The following is a 17301-nucleotide window of genomic DNA, read 5'->3' on the forward strand; positions in this document are numbered from 1 at the left end:
GTCAGGAGACCGGCGGGAACACCGCCGTTCTCTTGACCGTCCCGTACACGAAACTGGTGTCGATCGAGGCAATGCCGCCAATCGGGTGAATGCGGTTGCGGATAAAGCTCTCATAGGCTTCCAGATCCGGCACCAGCACCCGCAGCTGGTAATCCATCGCCCCGGTCAGCACATGGCACTCCAGCACCTCGTCCATCCGCCGCACCTTGCCTTCAAAGGACTGCACGTCGGTTTCATTGTGCCGCTCCAGCCGGATCCGCACAAAGACGGTGATCGCCATGCCATAGGCCGCCGCGTCCACATCGGCGCTGTAGCCGCGGATCACCCCGCTGGCCTCCAGGTTCCGCACCCGGCGCAGGCAGGGCGAGGGCGACAGGTTGACCGCCTCGGCCAGATCCTGATTGGTCATACGCCCGTCGCGCTGCAAGGCGCGGATGATCTGTCTGTCTTTGCTGTCCACAAGGCCCCCGATTGGCAGATTCTGCCAAAACTTATCGTCCGGCTGGCATAATTGGCAATCCATTACCCGATGAGCAGGCGCAATATGGCAGTAACAGAGATCAGGAGCCCGACATGAAACGTTCCGCAGGATTTGCCACCCGCGCCATTCACCACGCCTATGACCCGCAGGACCACGACGGGGCGCTGACGCCGCCGCTGCACCTGACATCGACCTTCACCTTCGAGACTGCCGAGGCCGGCGGCGAGATGTTTGCAGGCGAGCGCGCAGGCCATATCTACAGCCGCATCTCCAACCCCACCTGCGACCTGCTGGAACAGCGCATCGCGGTGCTGGAGGGCGCCGAGGCCGGTCTCGCCCTCTCCAGCGGCATGGGCGCGATCACCGCGGTTCTATGGACACTGCTGTCGCCCGGCGATGAGATCATCGTCGACAAGACGCTCTATGGCTGCACCTTTGCCTTCATGCGCCATGGTCTAGCCAAATGGGGCGTCACCATCACCCACGTCGACATGACCGACCCGGAAAACCTGCGCGCCGCGGTCTCCGAGAAGACCCGCGTCGTCTATTTCGAGACCCCGGCCAACCCCAACATGCGTCTGGTCGACATTGCCGCCACCGCCGAAATCGCCCATGCGGCCGGCGCCACCGTGGTGGTCGACAACACCTATGCCACCCCCTACCTGACCCGCCCGATCGAACACGGCGCCGACATCGTGCTGCACTCCGCCACCAAGTACCTGGGCGGCCACGGCGATGTGGTGGCTGGCCTGGTCGTGGGCACCGCTGAGCAGATCGCCGAAATCCGCCTGGTCGGCATGAAGGACATGACCGGCGCGGTGATGGCCCCCTTCAACGCGATGCTGATCCTGCGCGGCATCAAGACCCTCAACCTGCGGATGGACCGCCACTGCGCCACCGCCCGCACCGTCGCCGCCTACCTTGAGACGCACCCCGCCGTCGGCGCGGTCTATTTCCCCGGCCTCGACAGCTTTGAACAGCACGGTATCGCGGAGCGCCAGATGGACCAGCCCGGCGCCATGATCGCCTTTGAGGCCGAGGGCGGACTGGCCGGCGGCATCGCCCTGATGAACCGCCTGCAGATGATCCAGCGCGCGGTGTCGCTGGGCGACGCCGAAACCCTGATCCAGCACCCGGCCTCGATGACCCACTCGACCTACACCCCCGAGGAGCGCGCCGAACACGGCATCAGCGACGGCCTGATCCGCCTGTCCGTCGGGCTGGAAGACGCCGAAGACATCATCGCCGACCTGGAACAGGCCCTGCCCCCCGCAGCGCTTCAGGCCGCCGAGTAAACCGCCCCTCAAGGAGACCGCCATGCGCCCCGATCCTGCCCACCTCAAGACCATCGAACAGCGGCTGCTGTGGCTGTCGCACTGGATGGTCCACCACGCCAACCACATCTGCCCCAAGGCGGACGGCATCAAGGTGGGCGGGCATCAGGCGTCCTCGGCCTCGATGGTCTCGATCATGACGGCGCTCTATTTCTCCGCCCTGCGGCCCGAGGACCGGGTGGCGGTGAAACCCCACGCCGCCCCGGTCTTTCACGCCCTGCAATACCTGATGGGCAACCAGACCCGGGAAAAGATGGAGAACTTCCGCGGCTTCGGCGGCGTGCAAAGCTACCCCAGCCGGACCAAGGACACCTGCGACGTGGATTTCTCCACCGGCTCGGTCGGGCTGGGGGTGGCGATCACCTCCTTCGCCTCGCTGGTGCAGGATTACATCACCGCCAAAAGCTGGGGCGCCGGCGCCCCCATGGGCCGCATGGTGGCCCTGGTGGGCGACGCCGAACTGGACGAGGGCAACATCTACGAAGCCCTGCAAGAGGGCTGGAAGAACGATCTGCGCAATTGCTGGTGGATCATCGACTACAACCGCCAGTCGCTCGACGGCATCGTCCGCGAGGGCCTGTTCGAACGGATCGAGAAGATCTTCGACACCTTCGGCTGGGACGTTGTGCGGGTGAAATACGGCGTGCTGCAGCGCGCCGCATTCGCCGAACCCGGCGGCGAGAAACTGCGCGGCTGGATCGACGCCTGCCCGAACCAGGAATACTCCGCCCTCACCTTCATGGGCGGCGCGGTCTGGCGCCAGCGGCTGCTTGACGACCTCGGCGACCAGGGCGACGTCACCGCCCTGATCGAACGCCGCAGCGACGCCGAACTGGCGGCGCTGATGGAAAACCTCGGCGGCAACTGCGTCGAGACGATGGCCGAAACCTTCGGCGCCATCACCCACGACCGCCCGGTCTGCTTTCTGGCCTACACAGTCAAGGGCTGGGGCACCCCGATTGCGGGCCACAAGGACAACCACGGCGGCCTGATGAACGCCAGCCAGTTCGCCCAGTGGCAGGCCCACATGGGCGTGCCCGAGGGCCAGGAGTGGGAGCCCCTCGCCACCGTCCAGAATCCGGAAGCCTTGCGCAAGTTCCTGTCCGAGGTGCCGTTCTTTGCCCAATGCACCCGCCGCTATGCCGACGCCCGGCTGCCGGTGCCCGAAATCGCCGCCCCCGCCGGCCGCGAGATTTCCACCCAGATGGCCTTCGGCAAGATCCTCGACGATCTGTCCAAGGGCAGCAGCGAACTGGCCGACCGCATCGTCACCACTTCGCCGGACGTGACCGGCACCACCAATCTTGGGCCTTGGGTGAACCGGCGCAAGCTGTTCTCCCGCACCGCCCAGGCCGACGCCTTCATCGAGCACCGCATCCCCTCCACCGCGAAATGGGAGTTCACGCCCGAAGGCCAGCATATCGAGCTGGGCATCGCCGAGATGAACCTGATGCTGCTGCTGGGCGCGGCGGGCCTCTCACACTCGCTGTTCGGCAAGCGGCTGATCCCCATCGGCACCGTCTACGACCCCTTCGTCAGCCGCGGCCTCGATGCGCTGAACTACGCCTGCTACCAGGACGCCCGCTTCATCCTCGCGGGCACCCCCTCCGGCGTCACCCTCGCCCCCGAAGGCGGCGCGCACCAGTCCATCGGCACCCCCCTGATCGGCATGTCCCAGGACGGCCTGGCCGCCTTTGAACCCGCCTTTGCGGATGAGCTGGCGGTGATCATGGAATGGGCCTTCGACTACGTGCAGCGCGACGGCGAGGGCGACCCGGACGAGCGCACCTGGCTGCGGGATGAGACCGGCGGCTCGGTCTATCTGCGCCTCACCACCAACCCGCTGGAACAGCCCGGCAAACGGGCCGATGACGCCTTCCGCCAGGGCACCATCGACGGTGCCTACTGGCTGCGCCCGCCGGGGCCGAACTGCGAGGTGGTGATCGCCTACCAGGGTGCCGTCGCACCCGAGGCGATCAGGGCCGTGGGCATGATTGCCGAGGCGCGCCGCGACGTCGGCGTGCTGGCGGTGACCTCCGCCGACCGGCTGAACTCCGGCTGGACCGCCGCCCAGCGGGCGCGCTCGCGCGGCAATGCCGCGGCGCAGTCCCATGCCGAAACCCTGATGGGTGCCCTGCCGCCGCACTGCAAGCTGATCACCGTGATCGACGGCCACCCCGCCACCCTGTCCTGGCTGGGATCGGTCGCGGGCCATCAGACCATCCCGATGGGGGTGGAGCATTTCGGCCAGACCGGCACCATCGGCGATCTCTACCGCCACCACGGCATCGACGCCGCCGCCATCGTCGAAAAGGTGAACGGCCTCACTGCAGGCAAACAGGCCGCCCGCGGCGCCTTTGCCGCCATGGCGCGCAGCTGAGACCTGCCGGAAACAAATGCGGGGGCCCGATGGCCCCCGCCTTAGCGCTTACAGCACTTCGCCGCTGAACTGGGCCAGCTCGACACCGCTGTCCTGCAGCGCGTGGCGCACATCGGCGGCAATCGCCACCGCCGCGGGCGTGTCGCCATGCAGGCAGATGGTGTCGATCCGCGCCGGGATGCGCTTGCCGCTGGCGGTGATGATCGCGCCTTCGCGCACCATCTCCACCATCCGCCGCCCGGCCTCTGCCGGATCATGGATCACCGCGCCGGGCAGGCTGCGGTCCACCAGCGTCGCATCGTCGTTATAGGCGCGGTCGGCAAAGATCTCGCAGGCGGTCTTGCAGCCCAGCTCCTGCGCCGCCTGCTGCTGCGCGGTGCCTGCCAGCACCATCACGATGATCTCCGGGTCCACCGACAGGGCCGCCTGATAGCAAGCCCGCGCCATCGCCAGGTCTTCCGAGGCCATATTGGCCAGCGCCCCGTGCAGCTTCAGGTGACGCACCGCGCCGCCCGCCGCGCGCGCCATCGCCTGCGCCGCGCCCAGCTGGTAGCGCACCATATTGCCCAGCGTCCCGTTCGGCACCGACATCCGGCGGCGGCCAAAGCCCTGCAGGTCGGGAAAGCCGGGATGCGCGCCGATGCCGGTGCCATTGGCCACCGCGTGTTTCATCGTCGCGGCCATCACATCCGGATCGCCCGCATGATAGCCGCAGGCGATATTGGCCGAGGTCACGATATCCAGCAGCCCGGCATCATCGCCCAGCGACCAGGCGCCAAAGCTTTCGCCCATATCGGCATTCAGATCGACAGTTCGGGTCATGTCATCTCCTCACAAGACATCTTCTTCACCGGCAATCACGCCGCTGATCAGCTGATAGGACAGCAGGTTGGACATGCTGCGCGGATCCCGGATCAAGGGATAGCACTGGCTGCGCAGCCCCTCGCGCCGTTCCGCCTCTGCCCGTTCCAGCTCTACCGCCTCCTCCAGCGGAATGAAACGGAAGTGCAGCTCCGCCCCCGCCGCCGCCTGCGCCAGCAGCGGCAGGTCGCAAGGCAGCACCGTGCCGATCCGCGGGTAGCCGCCGGTGGTCTGGCACTCCGCCAGCAGCACATAGGGCGTGCCGTCGCCGGTCACCTGGATGTCGCCGGGAACGATCACCTCCGACACCACCGTGCGCGCGCCGTCGGGGCGGAAGCCCTCGCCATCGCTCTCCATCGGAACGCCCATCCGGTTGCCGCGGGCGCCGCGGCGGAAAGCTGTCTGCTCGAACCGCGCCAGTTCAGCTTGCGGGAACAGCGAAGTCTGCAAGCTCGCCACAACCCGCACGGTGCCGCCCTCGAACCGGTCGTCCGGTGCCAGCCCCAGCCCGGTGGTGCGGCCGCTGTCAGGACCGGTTTCCAGCACGTCGCCTTCTTTCAGCGGCGCGCCGATGCCCGCCGCCAGATGCGCCGAGCGCGCGCCCAGATGCTCCGGCGTCTGGATGCCGCCGCCCACATGCAGATAGCCATAGCTGCCGCTCTGCGCCGCCCCGATCGCCAGCCGCGCCCCTGCAGGCAGCAGGTGGCTGGCGTTCCAGGCCACGGCAGCCCCGTCGATGCTCGCCCGCATCGGGGCGCCGGTCAGCGCGATGCGCAGATCGCTGTCCGCCTGGAACTCACCGCCCATGCCGGCCATCTCGACTGCCGCCAGATCCGCGCCCTGCCCCAACAGCGCCGCGCCCTCGGCCAGCGCCAGCCGGTCGGCAGCACCGCCGCGCGACACCCCGTATTCCAGCCAGCCCGGGCGGCCGCCGTCCTGAACGGTCACCCCTGGTCCGACGCGCAGAACAGTCAACGTGCCGGTCATGACAGATCCTCCGCCTTGGCACCGCCCAACGGATCGCGGCGCAAGCCTTGCAGCTCTTCCGGCGTCACCGGGGTGAATTGCACCTCATCGCCGGGGCGCAGCAGGAACGGCTCCTCCGCATCGGGGCGGAACAGCCGCACCGCGGTCTGGCCCGCGTGCATCCAGCCCGTGGGCGTGGCGACCGAGAACAGCACCAGCTGCCGGATCGCCACCGCCAGCGCGCCTTCGGGGATGCGGGTGGTCAGCTGGGTCTGGCGCGGAATGTCCCAGGCCTCCGGCAGCTCGCCCAGATAGGGCTGGCCGGGGGCAAAGCCGATGGTCTGCACCCGCACCCGCGCCGCCGACAGCGAGGCCACCGCCTCTGCCTCCGTCATCCCCGCGGCCTCTGCCGCCTGCGGCAGCTGCGGTGCCAGTTCGGTGCCGAACACCGCCGGAATGCGCCACAGCCGGCGCTGGCCGGGCAGCTCTGCCGCGTACCAGTCGCGCTGCGCCAGCAGCGCCCCCAGCCGCGCCCGCAGCGCCGCATGGTCCAGATGCCGCAAATCAAAGCGCACATAGGCCGACACCAGCGAGGTAGAGACTTCCTCGACCCCGTCCCAGCTTGCCTCCGCCAGTGCTGCGCGGAACGCCAGGGCGGCCCGGTTGGCCGGCTCGCTCAGGCGGCTGCCAAAGCTCACCAGCATCCCGTCCACACCCACCGTGCGGATTTCGGGAACAGGTGTTGCTGCGCTCACCTCGGCCATCACATCTGCTCCGGCAGGAAGGTCACGATGGACGGGAACAGCACGATCAGCACCAGCGCCACCACCATCAGGAAGAAGAACGGCAGCGCCGCCTTGGCCACGGTCAGAATGTCCCGCCCGGTCAGCGACTGCAGCACAAACAGGTTGAAGCCGACCGGCGGCGTGATCTGCGACATCTCCACCACGATCACCAGGAAGATGCCGAACCACAAGGGATCAATCCCCGCCTCCAGCACCATCGGCATGATCACCGAGGCGGTCAGCACCACCACCGAGATCCCATCCAGGAAGCAGCCCATGATCACAAAGAAAATGGTCAGCGCCGCCAGCAGGGTGAAGGTCGACAGGTTCAAGGAGCCGATCCACTCCGCCAGGATGCGCGGAATGCCGGTGAACCCCATCGCCACGGTCAGGAACGACGCCCCCGCCAGGATAAAGGCGATCATGCAGGAGGTGACGGTCGCCCCCATCAGCCCCTCGGTAAAGCTCTGCCGGGTCAGCGAGCCGGACTGCCACGACAACAGCAGCGCCAGCACCACGCCGACGGCGGCGGCATCGGTGGGCGAGGCAATGCCCGTATAGATCGAGCCGATCACCCCGCCGATCAGCAGCACCACTGGCAGCAGCCTGCGGGCGCGCTTCAGCTTCTCGCGGAAGGTGGCGGCGATGTCCTCAGTGGGCAGCTTGCTGCGGTTCAGCAGCGCCCAGACCACCACATAGCCCACGAACAGCCCGACCAGCAGCACGCCGGGCAGCACACCCGCGACAAACAGCCGGGCGATGGATTGCTCGGTCGCCACGCCATAGACGATCAGGATGATCGACGGCGGGATCAGCAGCCCCAGCGTGGCGGAACCGGCCAGGGTGCCGATCACCAGCTTTTCGGGGTAGCCGCGGCGCGCCAGCTCCGGAATCGACAGCTTGCCGATGGTGGCGGCGGTGGCCGCGGACGACCCCGACACCGCGGCAAAGATCCCGCAGGCAAAGACGTTCACATGCAGCAGCTGCCCCGGCAGCCGGTTCATCCAGGGCGACAGCCCGGTGAACATGTCCTCCGACAGGCGCGAGCGGAACAGGATCTCGCCCATCCAGATGAACAGCGGCAGCGCCGCCAAGGCCCAGGAGTTGCTGTGGCCCCACATGGTGGTGGCCATCACCAGCCCCAGCGGCGCCTCGGTGAACAGCGCCATCGCGGCGATGCCCACGCCCAAGAGCGCAAAGGCCACCCACAGGCCGGCGCCCAGGAACAGGAACAGAAGGACCAGAAGAATGATGGAAAGCGCGGCAACCGACATGATGATCCCCTATTCGCTCAGAAGATTTTCGCCCTTGCCCTCCCAAGAGGGCAGCGCGCCGCGCAGCATCGAGACCAGCTCGTCCGCCAGCGCCAGGGTGAGGATGGCAAGCCCCAGGGTGACCGGCGCCTGCGGCAGCCACAGCGGCACCGACACCATGCCCGCGCTGCGGTCGCCGAACTCCAGCGACTCCAGCAGCAGCAGCCCCATGTACCAGGTGGCATAGCCGCTCATCGCCAGCGCCAGCAAGGTCACCGCGATCTCCACCACGCCGCGGCCGCGCGACGGCAGCCGGTTGGTCAGCAGCGTCACCCGGATATGGCCGCCCGCCCGCAGCGCATAGGCCAGCGCCAGAAAGGTCGAAGCCGCCAGGAAAAAGCCGGTGAAATCCGCATAGGACGGGATCGTCAGGCCAACCCCGCTGCCGGTCATTGCCACCGCGATCTTGTCGGCCAGGTTCAGGCACACCTGCGCGAAAACCAGCGCCACGATGGCCACGATGAACAGTGCTGCCAGCCCCCCGGCCGCACGGTAGATGAAATCGAGCACAACCCGCATGGCTGCTCCTCCTCCCCAGGAGACCGGACGCCGCTCCCGGCGTCCGGCCATGTTGCAGTTACTGCTGGTAGGCGTTCAGCAGGGTGGCACCGGCCTCCCCGGCCTCGCCTTTCCAGCTTTCCAGCATCTGCGCCCCAATCGCGCGCAGGCCCTCCATCAGCTCTTCCGACGGCTCGGACACGGTGATGCCGTTTTCCTTCAGCACCTCGATCTGGCCGGTGGTCTCGGCCCGGCTCATCTCCCAACCGCGCGCCTCGGCCTCAGCCGCGGCTTCCAGAATGGCGGTCTGGGTGGCCTCATCCAGGCGGCGGAACGCGCGCTTGTTCACCACCACGATGTTCTTCGGGATCCAGGCTTGGATGTCGGTGTAATGGGTCAGGAAGTCCCAGGCCTTCGAATTCACACCGGTGGAGGGCGAGGTGATCATCGCCTCGACCCGGCCGGTGCTGAAGGCCTGCGGGATGTCCGGAACCTCAACCTGGGTCGGCGCGGCGCCCGCCAGGTTGGCAAACTGCTCCAGCGTCGCGTTGTAGGTGCGGAACTTCAGACCCGCCAGATCGTCAACGCTGTTGATTTCCTTGGTGGTGTACAGACCCTGCGGCGGCCACGGCACGGCATAGAGCGCCATCAGCCCCTGCTCGTCCAGCAGCCCGTCGATCACATCCTTCTGCGCCGCCCACAGCCGCTCGGCCTCTTCATAGCTGGTCGCCAGGAACGGCAGCGAGTCGGCGCCAAACGCCGGGTTGTCATTGGCCAAGAGCGACAGAAAGAACTCGCCCGCGGGCACCTGGCCGCTGCGCACGGCCTTGCTGATTTCCGGGTGCTTGAACAGCGATCCGGCCGAATGGACCTTGATCTCCAGCCCGCCATCGGTCGCCTCGGCAACGTCGCTGGCGAACTCAGCGATGTTCTTGGTGTGGAACGTGGCGTCCGGATAGGGCGTCGGCATGTCCCAGGTTGCAGCAAGGGCCGGCACCGACAGCCCGGCGATCAGAACGGCCGCACCGCCCAGCATACGCGAAAATTGCATGTTTTCCTCCCAATGCGAAACATTGCAATAATGTATCCATAACGCTGATAATTTGTCAACGTTTTGCCAAGGTTCAGCCTCCGCCCCTGCCCCGTCCGGCAGCGGCCACCGGCCGGACAGCCTGCTTGATCTCCTTGATACTTTACCCTTTTATGACCACATGCAGATAAAACGCCGGGGTTTTATCAACAAAGAAGGGGCAAAGATGGCCGAAAAGAAACCGGATTCCCGCCGAATCGTCTCCTCCCGCCACCTGGCCGAGGGCGAAGGCTGGGAGCTGTCGGAGCTGGAATTCGGCCTGATCATCGCCTCCAACGCCTTTTCCCGCTGGATGACCCGCTGCATGGCGGCGGCCGGCCAGCCGGATCTGAACCCGCTAGAAATCCTGATCCTGCACAACGTCAACCACCGCGGCAAGGACAAGCGCCTGTCCGACATCTGCTTCCTGCTCAACATCGAGGACAGCCACACGGTGAACTACGGCCTGCGCAAGCTGCTCAAGGCCGGGCTGCTGGCCTCGGAAAAACGCGGCAAGGAAGTGTTCTACCGCACCTCAGCCGAGGGCGCGGAGCTGTGTTCGGCCTATCGCGACGTGCGCCGCCAGTGCCTGCTGGACGGTCTCTCTGCCGCCGACCTGCCGGGCAAGGACCTGCGCGAGCTGGCCCGCAGCCTGCGGGCACTCTCGGGCCATTACGACCAGGCCAGCCGCGCCGCTGCCTCGCTCTGAAACAGAACGGTCACCAGGCAGCCCCCTGCCCTACCCGGCGAGTTCCTCGAACGCGCCGGGGATCAGTTCCTCCCAGAACTCCGCCATTTGGCTGGCCAGCAGGGCTGCGGCCCACCCGCGGTTGCGGAATTCCTCGCGGTCGATCTCGTCTTCCAGGCGGCTCAGGAACAGCCGCTTGTCGGCATCCCTCTGGGTCGGCGAGCGCCCCGCCGCCAGCTCCCGGATCCGCTCCAGCCGCTGCGCCCTGAGCGAGCGTTCCTGCGCCTTGGCCGCATCCTCTGCCGCCGCCTTGCGCGCCGCCTCAGCTTCAGCTGCCTTACGCGCCTCAGCTGCCGCCAGCACCTCCGGGGAAACTTCTTTCACTGCCTCCGCAGGCGCGTCCTTGTAATCGTCCCGCAGCGCCGCGCTCAGGTAACGCACCGGGCTGTCCACCCCCTTGCGCCCCTTCAGATAGCCGATCTTCTCCGAGACATAATCCTCTCCGTGCTCAGCAATCCACTGCCGCGCCAGCCGGTCGCTGACCCCCAGCTCCATCAGCTGGCCATAGACCGCCCCCTGCCGCACCCCGGCGCCGTCGTCGATGTCCAGCATCGCCAGCTGCGGGTTCTCCTTGATCAGGAACCGCACCTCGGCCACCTGCCGCCCCATCTTCTTGAACTCCGGTGTCAGCAGGATGTTGGAGGTCTTGTTCACCTCCGCCACAGCCGGCTTGATGATCTTGGCGTTCAGGTGCTTGAAGCTCTCGTAATAGGCGCTGCCGTCCACCCCCATCAGGCGGCGGAACAGCGCAATGTCCCACCAGCCGGTCGATCCCGTCCGCACAAACCGGTAGCAGTTCTCATACAGCGCCAGCGCGTGACCGGAGGTGAACCGCCGCTGGATGTTCAGGTTGATCAGGGCAAACACCTTGGGGTCATGCAGCTTCTCCGCCAGCGCCGGGCTATAGGCGTATTCGCACACCCCGCCCTGCAGCTTGGCATAGGACAGCAAGGAGCTGACCCCCCACTCCTGCTTGCCGTTCTCGTCCAGCATGTCCCATTCCGCCACCGTCTCCGCCAGGCTGCGCAGCGACTGCTTCAGGGTTTCCATGTCGTTGGAGTTGTAGCCCACCATCATGCACAGCGTCTGCGCATCGATCTGGTGCTTGGGCTTGGAGATCAGCGCGTCATAGGCATTCAGCAAGAGCACATTGGACAGCTTGCGCTGCAGCAGCGTCAGCTTGCCCGAGACATGGATCGCGGCGACATTCTTCTTCACCGACCCCCGGCGCAACGGCCCGGTCAGCTTGCTGTGCGGGATATCGTCTGGATCCATCGCCCTGCCCTCTTTCCCCTGTCGGCTTGCTGCTCTTGCGGGGATTCTGCTCTGCTGAGACTATGGCGTAAAAGGAACCCGCGCTCAATCCCGGCTTGGGGACCCGTTTACAGGAGAAGGCCATCCCGGAAACGGGTACCTTTAGCCTAGGCCGCGGCCCCCAGGCCCCGAATACCGCCGAAATCCCCCGGTTTCCGGCTGTTCCGGGCGCTCAAACGGCCCGATTTCCGGCTTCAGGGGCACGGGTACCCGTCCTCCCGCGAATCGGGACCCTTGCTCCCGCAGACAGGTACCCATGATCCTGCAAACGGGTTCCTTTGCTCCCGGATACGGGTCCCCAAACGGGATCAAGTGTTTGAAATCGAACGGATTACCAGATCTAAAGATTCTAAACTAAATCAAAGATTCACAACATTTCAACCTGTTTGTGCCATAGTGTTTTCCGGGGAAAAGAGACATATATTCCGCGGATTACGGACGGCAGCGGAAAACAGATGCGCTGCCAGATAATGATTCACTCTCTGCCACAGATGTGCGACAAAAACGGTGATAACACGCCAAACAGGCGATTTTACCGAGGCACACGAGACATGGCAAAGAAACCGGACACTCCCCTGCCCCCCTATTTCAACCTGGATCCCGAGGCGGCTGCGGCCAAGCTGGGCGAGCTGGTCGACACCGCCAGATTCGCCAAGGCCGCGGCGTTTGCAGGCCGGGGGCGCGATGATCTGGCCAAGCGCGGCTACGCGCCGGACGGCCGCAAGCGGCTGCGCAAATTCTCCACTTGGGAGGTCTGCCGCTACCTGATCCCCGTCGCCCCCGCGCATCTGCGCCGGGTGCTGAACAAGAACCCCGACCTGCCCCAGGGCGAGGGCGCCAGCGGCTCCAAATGGTTCACCCTCGAAGAGGTGCTGAAACTGCGCGACCATTTCGCGGAGGAAGGCATCTCCACCAAGGAGTACCGCCCCTACCGCCCCGAAGGCCTGCCCGCCAAGGTGGTCGCGGTCGCCAACTTCAAGGGCGGCGTCGGCAAGACCTCGACCGCCGCGCATCTGGCGATGTCCGCCGCGCTGGACGGCTATAAGGTGCTGGTGGTTGATCTGGACAGCCAGGGCTCCATGACCTCGATCCTCGGCGGCCAGGTTGCCGACGAATGGCAGACCGTCTTCCCCCTGCTCGCCCGCGACTACGCCGAGGCGGTGGAGGCCGAGAACAAGGTCCGCGCCGCCGCCGGTTCAGACCCTATTCCCCTGGATGAGACTCTGACCGAGGCGCGGGAGGTTTCGCTGCGAAACGTGGTCCAGAAAACCCACTGGCCCAACATCGACCTGATCGGCGCCCAGCTGAACCTCTACTGGGCGGAATTCCAGATCCCGGTCTGGCGCATGGGCCTGCGCAACTGGGCGCTGTGGGACGCGCTGACCAACGCGCTGGACCAGGGCGGCGCGCTCGATGACTACGACATCATCCTGCTCGACACCCCCCCGGCCCTCGGCTATCTCACCATAAACGCGCTGGCCGCTGCCGACATCCTGATGGTGCCGCTGGGCGCCTCCTTCCTGGAGTTCGACTCCACCGGCCGTTTCTTCGACATGCTCTACTCCACCTTTGCCTCCATTGAGGACGGCGAGAACGCCGCCCGCCGCCGCGCCGGGCTGCCGGAGATGAAGTTCGAATGGGACGTGGTGCGCGCCCTCATCACCCGGTTCGACGCCAGCCAGCAGACCGATCTGGCGAACGTGATCCAGGCCTATTTCGGCGACATGATGAACGCCTACCGGCAGGATTACACCGCCCTGGTCGGCCAGGCCGGCGAAAGCGTCTCCGGCATCTACGAGGCAGATTACCGCAGCTTCAACCGCGAGACCTACACCCGCGGCCGCGAGGTGTTCGACCGCACCTATGCGGAATTCAAGGAACTGCTGATCGGCAGCTGGTGGCGCGATCAGCAGATGCAGCAGCAACAGCAATCCCAGCAAGAGGAGAGAGCAGATGGCCAGGCGCAGACAGCTTGAAACCCCCTCGCCCGAGGCGCTGAGGGAGATCGAGGCAGGCATTGACCGGGACTTGGCGCGCAGCCCCGGTCTGCGGCCGCCGATTGCCGATGTGGTGGCCGATGCCGCCCGCCATGCAGACCCCCTGCCCCAGGCCGGCCGCGAGGCCGCGGCCCGCGACCGCGCCGATGCCGAACGGCTGCGCGCGGCGGAGGAAAAGGGCCTGGTGGCGGTGGAGCTGCCCATCACCGGTATCACCGCCGAGGCGCTGAACCGCGACCGCATCGTGATGGACGAGGAGGAGATGCAGGAGCTGATGAGCTCGATCTCCGCCAACGGGCTGCGCCTGCCGATCGAGGTGTTCGAGCCGCTCAACCCCGCCGACGCGGGCACATATGCGCTGGTCTCCGGCTACCGCCGCCTGACCGCGGTGCGCCGCCTCAACGCGCTCAGCGGCGGCGAGCGCTTCCGCACCATCCCCGCCTTCATCCGCGCCCCCGGCAGCATCGCCGACGCGCTGGTTGCGATGATCGAGGAGAACGAGATCCGCTCCGGCCTCAGCCAGTACGAGCGCGGCCGCGCCGCCGCCTCCGCCGTGCATGACGGGGTGTTCCCCACCGTCGACGAGGCGGTGGCGGTGCTGTTCCAGAACGCCTCCAAGGCCAAGCGCTCCAAGATCCGCTCCTTTGCCCTGATCCACGAGGAGCTGGGCGACATGCTGGCCTTTGCCACCGGCCTCAACGAACGCCAGTGCCTGCGTCTGGCGGGCGCCCTGCGGGCCGGTCTGGCGGAACCTCTTCGCACCGTCTTGGAAGAGGCCGGCGGGCGCTCCGCGGCGGAGGAATGGGATGCCATGCTGCCGGTCATCGAACAGGCCGAAGGCGCGCCGCAGGACCCCAGCCGCGGCGGCCGCCCCAAGGCCGCGCAAAAACTCGAGCGGTCGCGCAAGACCCAGGTGGCCCGGGGCATCACCATCGAACGGGAGCACGGCCCCGGCGGCTATGCCATCCGCTTTTCCGGTTCCGAGGTGACCGCGGAGCTGGTCGACGCGGTGATGGACAACGTGCGCCATCTGCTGGAGCACGGCTGAGCGGGCAGGGCGCTTGCCCCCGGTTTCGCAGCGAAACCCCCGGCCAAACAGCCGGGGGTTTTGTTTTGCGGACAGGTTACCGCCCCTCAACAGGCGATCGCGAAACGGGTGGTTTCGCAGCGAAACCTTCCTTGCTCGCGGGGCGGAGTCGGGGCAGGCGGCTTGCGGTCCGGCTCCTGGCGGCGTGTCTTGCCGCGAACGGAAGGACAGCAATCAGGCCGCGCACAGCGGCCGGGTTTCGCTGCGAAACCCAAGTCAGCTGCCAGCACGCCCGCCAGTCCTGACGCCGCCGTGAATGGGGCTGGCGCGTTCCGGGGCACCCCGGCAGGTTTCGCTGCGAAACCCGGAAGGCTGCGCGCCTGCGGCGCAGCCAAACGCGCGGTCCCTCCTGGTCTCGAGCGCTGGCCGCAAAATGCCTTGAAAGATGCCGCCGGCGGGACAGCGTCTTGCTGCGCCAGGGCAGGGCATCATCCGGTGTTTCCGGGCCATCTGCCTGAACCTCACCAGTGCCCAAGAGGCCCCGTGCTCTGGTGCAGTCCATCAGCATCCTGATGGGGGAAGCAGGCCACTTTGCCCGCCCGCGCAGTGTCCGCCCGCGCTTGGCCTCCGGCCGGCTTGCAGCCTGCTGCAGCTTGATTCCCGGAGCAGGGCTTCATCGCGGGTGGCCTGAACCTTGCGGAGGCCGGGAGGCCTGAAAGGTCTTGGGTAATGATCAAAATTCTACTATTTTGCGCATATGAAAAGGAGCCCATCTGAAGCTAAAGGCGGTATACCAGATGCCGGAAAAAGCCCTTATGACGGCGAAACCGGTGAGGAAGACCTGTGGTTCCTGCCCGGACCACCGGAGGAAGAGCCGGACCTGCTGCCGCCGCTGCCGCGCGCCGAAGCGGATGAGCGGGCACAGGTGGCCAAGTGGGAACGGGCGCAGGCGGCGGAGGCGCTGCATCTGGCGCAGGCGGCGGCGCGGTTCGGGGCGCTGGATGAGCGGCTGCGGCGCGGACCGGAAGGATGGCGGCACAGGCTGGCACTTTTCGAGGCGTCCGAGCTCAGCTGGCTGTCCGGGGACAGGATCCCGCCTGACAGGCTGGGGCTGTGGCTGGCCATGCGGGCCAGCGCGGCCGGCGAGGATACGGCGGCGCTGCAGCGTGCCGCCTGGGCGTTCCGGCGCCTGTCGGGCGGCCCAGGCCCGGGGGCGGATATCGCCGGGTTTCTTGGCCGCCACGACGCCCGCGGGGACGACCCGCTGAGCGGCAGGACCGCCGGGTGGAATGGCATCATGAAATCCGCATCCGTGCTGCATCCGATCGTGCGCGCGTGCCTTGCCTTTCACCTCTGGCCCCTGGCCGGGATCGGTCCTGAGGGGGACATCCTGGAAGGCGCGGTGATTGCTGCGCGCATGTCGGCCAGGGCGGGGCAGGGCGGCGCCCTGTTCGCGCCGGTGCTGATGAGCGGGGCCGGGGGAATGCGCCGAGGAGGGGAGCCGCGGGAAAGGCTGCAACGGTGGCTGCAGGCGATGGAGAGCGGGATCATCCGCGCGATGCGGCACCTCGATCAGCTGGACCAGTGGGAAAGCGAAGCCCGCGGCCGCATCCAAACCCTGTCGGGCCGGACACCGCCGCTGCTGATCGAGGTCTTCCGGAGCTGGCTGCTGGTGACCGCGCCGCTGGCAGAAGAGCTGACCGGCGCCAGCCGCGCTGCTGTGCAAAGGAACATCGCCTGGTTCGAGGAGCAGCACCTGATACAGGAGGTAACAGGGCAGGGGCGGTTCCGCGTCTGGCGGGCGTCCCTAAGCGGGGCAGCCTAGACGGGATCCGGACCGGAACGGCCCGCCGCGGGAAGCGGCCCGCAGCTTACCATGCCGCTGCAGTCCCGCACGGACCAGCCCGAAAGCGGAAAAAGACCGCCGCGCGCCTCAGATCGCCCCGGCAGGCGCAGGGGGGCCTGGCCGCCCGGGACCAGGCCAATCTGATCTTTCGCCCGATCGCCGCACACTCTGCGCCGCAGACTGCCGCCAGCCCCGGCCCGATGCTTTCTGCCTGCGGGCGGGCTGCGCAGTAGAGATCGCCGCCCGATTCAGCGGCAAACGGGCTTGCACCGCAGGCAGTCACCAGATTGGCGGTCCCCTGCGGTGAGGTGCCGGGCCTCCCTTCTGGTCTGTCTGGTCAGGTCAAGAGCTTGATTCCGGCCAGGATCAGGCCGGCGATGAACAGGGTCTCGACGATGATCAGGGCAATGGCCGCGCCTCCGACGGCCAGGACCTGTTTCAGATTTGTTTTCATCCCCACCGCGGCGATTGCAGTGAGCAGCAGCCAGCGCGACGCGTGGCTGAGGAAGTCGGTAACCGCCGCCGGGATCAGGCCGAAGGAATTGATCCCCGCCAGCACCAGGAAGGCAATGACAAAGCCCGGCAGCACCGGCGGCCGCTTGCCGTTGCCGGGCAGCCCGGCAAAGGAGCGGATCATCAGCGAGGCCGCCAGCACGATGGGGGCGAGCATCGCCACCCGCAT

General features: G+C 66.9%; 15 protein-coding genes. 6 read left to right on the forward strand and 9 right to left on the reverse strand.

All coding sequences use genetic code 11. From position 1 onward, the window contains the following. Position 1: 1 nt before the first annotated feature. Positions 2-460, reverse strand: a complete 459-nt coding sequence (locus ACFMBG_RS22715; protein WP_421056936.1) for an Lrp/AsnC family transcriptional regulator — start codon at positions 458-460, stop codon at positions 2-4. Positions 461-573: 113 nt separating this feature from the next. Between ACFMBG_RS22715 and ACFMBG_RS22720 the strand changes: the two genes are divergently transcribed. Together ACFMBG_RS22720 and ACFMBG_RS22725 are read left to right on the forward strand one after the other, a co-directional pair. After that, positions 574-1776: a methionine gamma-lyase gene (locus ACFMBG_RS22720; protein ID WP_421056937.1), complete on the forward strand. Its 1203-nt coding sequence runs from the start codon at positions 574-576 to the stop codon at positions 1774-1776. A gap of 22 nt (positions 1777-1798) precedes the next feature. After that, entirely contained in the window at positions 1799-4195 is a 2397-nt protein-coding gene (locus ACFMBG_RS22725; protein ID WP_421056938.1) for a 1-deoxy-D-xylulose-5-phosphate synthase N-terminal domain-containing protein, read from the forward strand. 48 nt (positions 4196-4243) lie between these two features. Here the strand turns inward: ACFMBG_RS22725 and ACFMBG_RS22730 are convergent, their stop codons facing one another. Genes ACFMBG_RS22730 through ACFMBG_RS22755 form a run of 6 tightly spaced genes read right to left on the reverse strand, consistent with a single transcriptional unit; the run spans position 4244 to position 9669 of the window. After that, positions 4244-5017, reverse strand: a complete 774-nt coding sequence (locus ACFMBG_RS22730) for a LamB/YcsF family protein (RefSeq protein WP_421056939.1) — start codon at positions 5015-5017, stop codon at positions 4244-4246. 9 nt (positions 5018-5026) lie between these two features. Further along, on the reverse strand, positions 5027-6043 hold the full coding sequence (locus ACFMBG_RS22735; protein WP_421056940.1) for a 5-oxoprolinase subunit C family protein: 1017 nt from the start codon (positions 6041-6043) through the stop codon (positions 5027-5029). Further along, positions 6040-6786 (reverse strand): 5-oxoprolinase subunit B family protein, encoded by a 747-nt coding sequence (locus ACFMBG_RS22740; protein WP_421056941.1) that lies wholly within the window; start codon positions 6784-6786, stop codon positions 6040-6042. Before ACFMBG_RS22740 ends, ACFMBG_RS22735 begins: the two co-directional genes overlap by 4 nt. Then, positions 6786-8081, reverse strand: a complete 1296-nt coding sequence (locus tag ACFMBG_RS22745; RefSeq protein ID WP_421056942.1) for a TRAP transporter large permease — start codon at positions 8079-8081, stop codon at positions 6786-6788. Before ACFMBG_RS22745 ends, ACFMBG_RS22740 begins: the two co-directional genes overlap by 1 nt. Positions 8082-8090: 9 nt before the next feature. Further along, the gene (locus tag ACFMBG_RS22750; RefSeq protein ID WP_421056943.1) at positions 8091-8639 is read right to left on the reverse strand and encodes a TRAP transporter small permease; all 549 of its coding nucleotides are present in this window, start codon (positions 8637-8639) and stop codon (positions 8091-8093) included. Between the two features lie 58 nt (positions 8640-8697). After that, entirely contained in the window at positions 8698-9669 is a 972-nt protein-coding gene (locus ACFMBG_RS22755) for a TRAP transporter substrate-binding protein (RefSeq protein ID WP_421056944.1), read from the reverse strand. Positions 9670-9874: 205 nt separating this feature from the next. Here ACFMBG_RS22755 and ACFMBG_RS22760 point away from each other — a divergent pair, with 205 nt between their 5' ends. Further along, a complete protein-coding gene (locus ACFMBG_RS22760) occupies positions 9875-10396 on the forward strand; it encodes a winged helix DNA-binding protein (protein WP_027234624.1) in 522 nt (173 codons plus the stop codon). A gap of 30 nt (positions 10397-10426) precedes the next feature. On the opposite strand, the gene ACFMBG_RS22765 is transcribed toward ACFMBG_RS22760, so the two are convergent. Next, positions 10427-11710 (reverse strand): replication initiation protein, encoded by a 1284-nt coding sequence (locus ACFMBG_RS22765; RefSeq protein ID WP_421056945.1) that lies wholly within the window; start codon positions 11708-11710, stop codon positions 10427-10429. 590 nt (positions 11711-12300) lie between these two features. On the opposite strand from ACFMBG_RS22765, the gene ACFMBG_RS22770 reads away from it, so the two are divergent. From ACFMBG_RS22770 to ACFMBG_RS22780, 3 genes are all read left to right on the forward strand, one after another. Then, positions 12301-13725, forward strand: coding sequence for an AAA family ATPase (locus tag ACFMBG_RS22770; protein ID WP_421056946.1), 1425 nt, complete (start codon positions 12301-12303; stop codon positions 13723-13725). Continuing rightward, on the forward strand, positions 13703-14794 hold the full coding sequence (locus ACFMBG_RS22775; RefSeq protein WP_421056947.1) for a ParB/RepB/Spo0J family partition protein: 1092 nt from the start codon (positions 13703-13705) through the stop codon (positions 14792-14794). Before ACFMBG_RS22770 ends, ACFMBG_RS22775 begins: the two co-directional genes overlap by 23 nt. Positions 14795-15530: 736 nt before the next feature. After that, entirely contained in the window at positions 15531-16598 is a 1068-nt protein-coding gene (locus ACFMBG_RS22780) for a hypothetical protein (RefSeq protein ID WP_421056948.1), read from the forward strand. A 358-nt stretch (positions 16599-16956) separates the two neighbouring features. Here the strand turns inward: ACFMBG_RS22780 and ACFMBG_RS22785 are convergent. After that, on the reverse strand, positions 16957-17301 hold a 345-nt coding region (locus ACFMBG_RS22785; RefSeq protein ID WP_421056949.1), incomplete at its 5' end, for a putative sulfate exporter family transporter.

Source organism: Leisingera coralii (genome assembly GCF_049056525.1).
In the GTDB taxonomy this organism is placed as follows: Bacteria; Pseudomonadota; Alphaproteobacteria; order Rhodobacterales; family Rhodobacteraceae; genus Leisingera; species Leisingera coralii.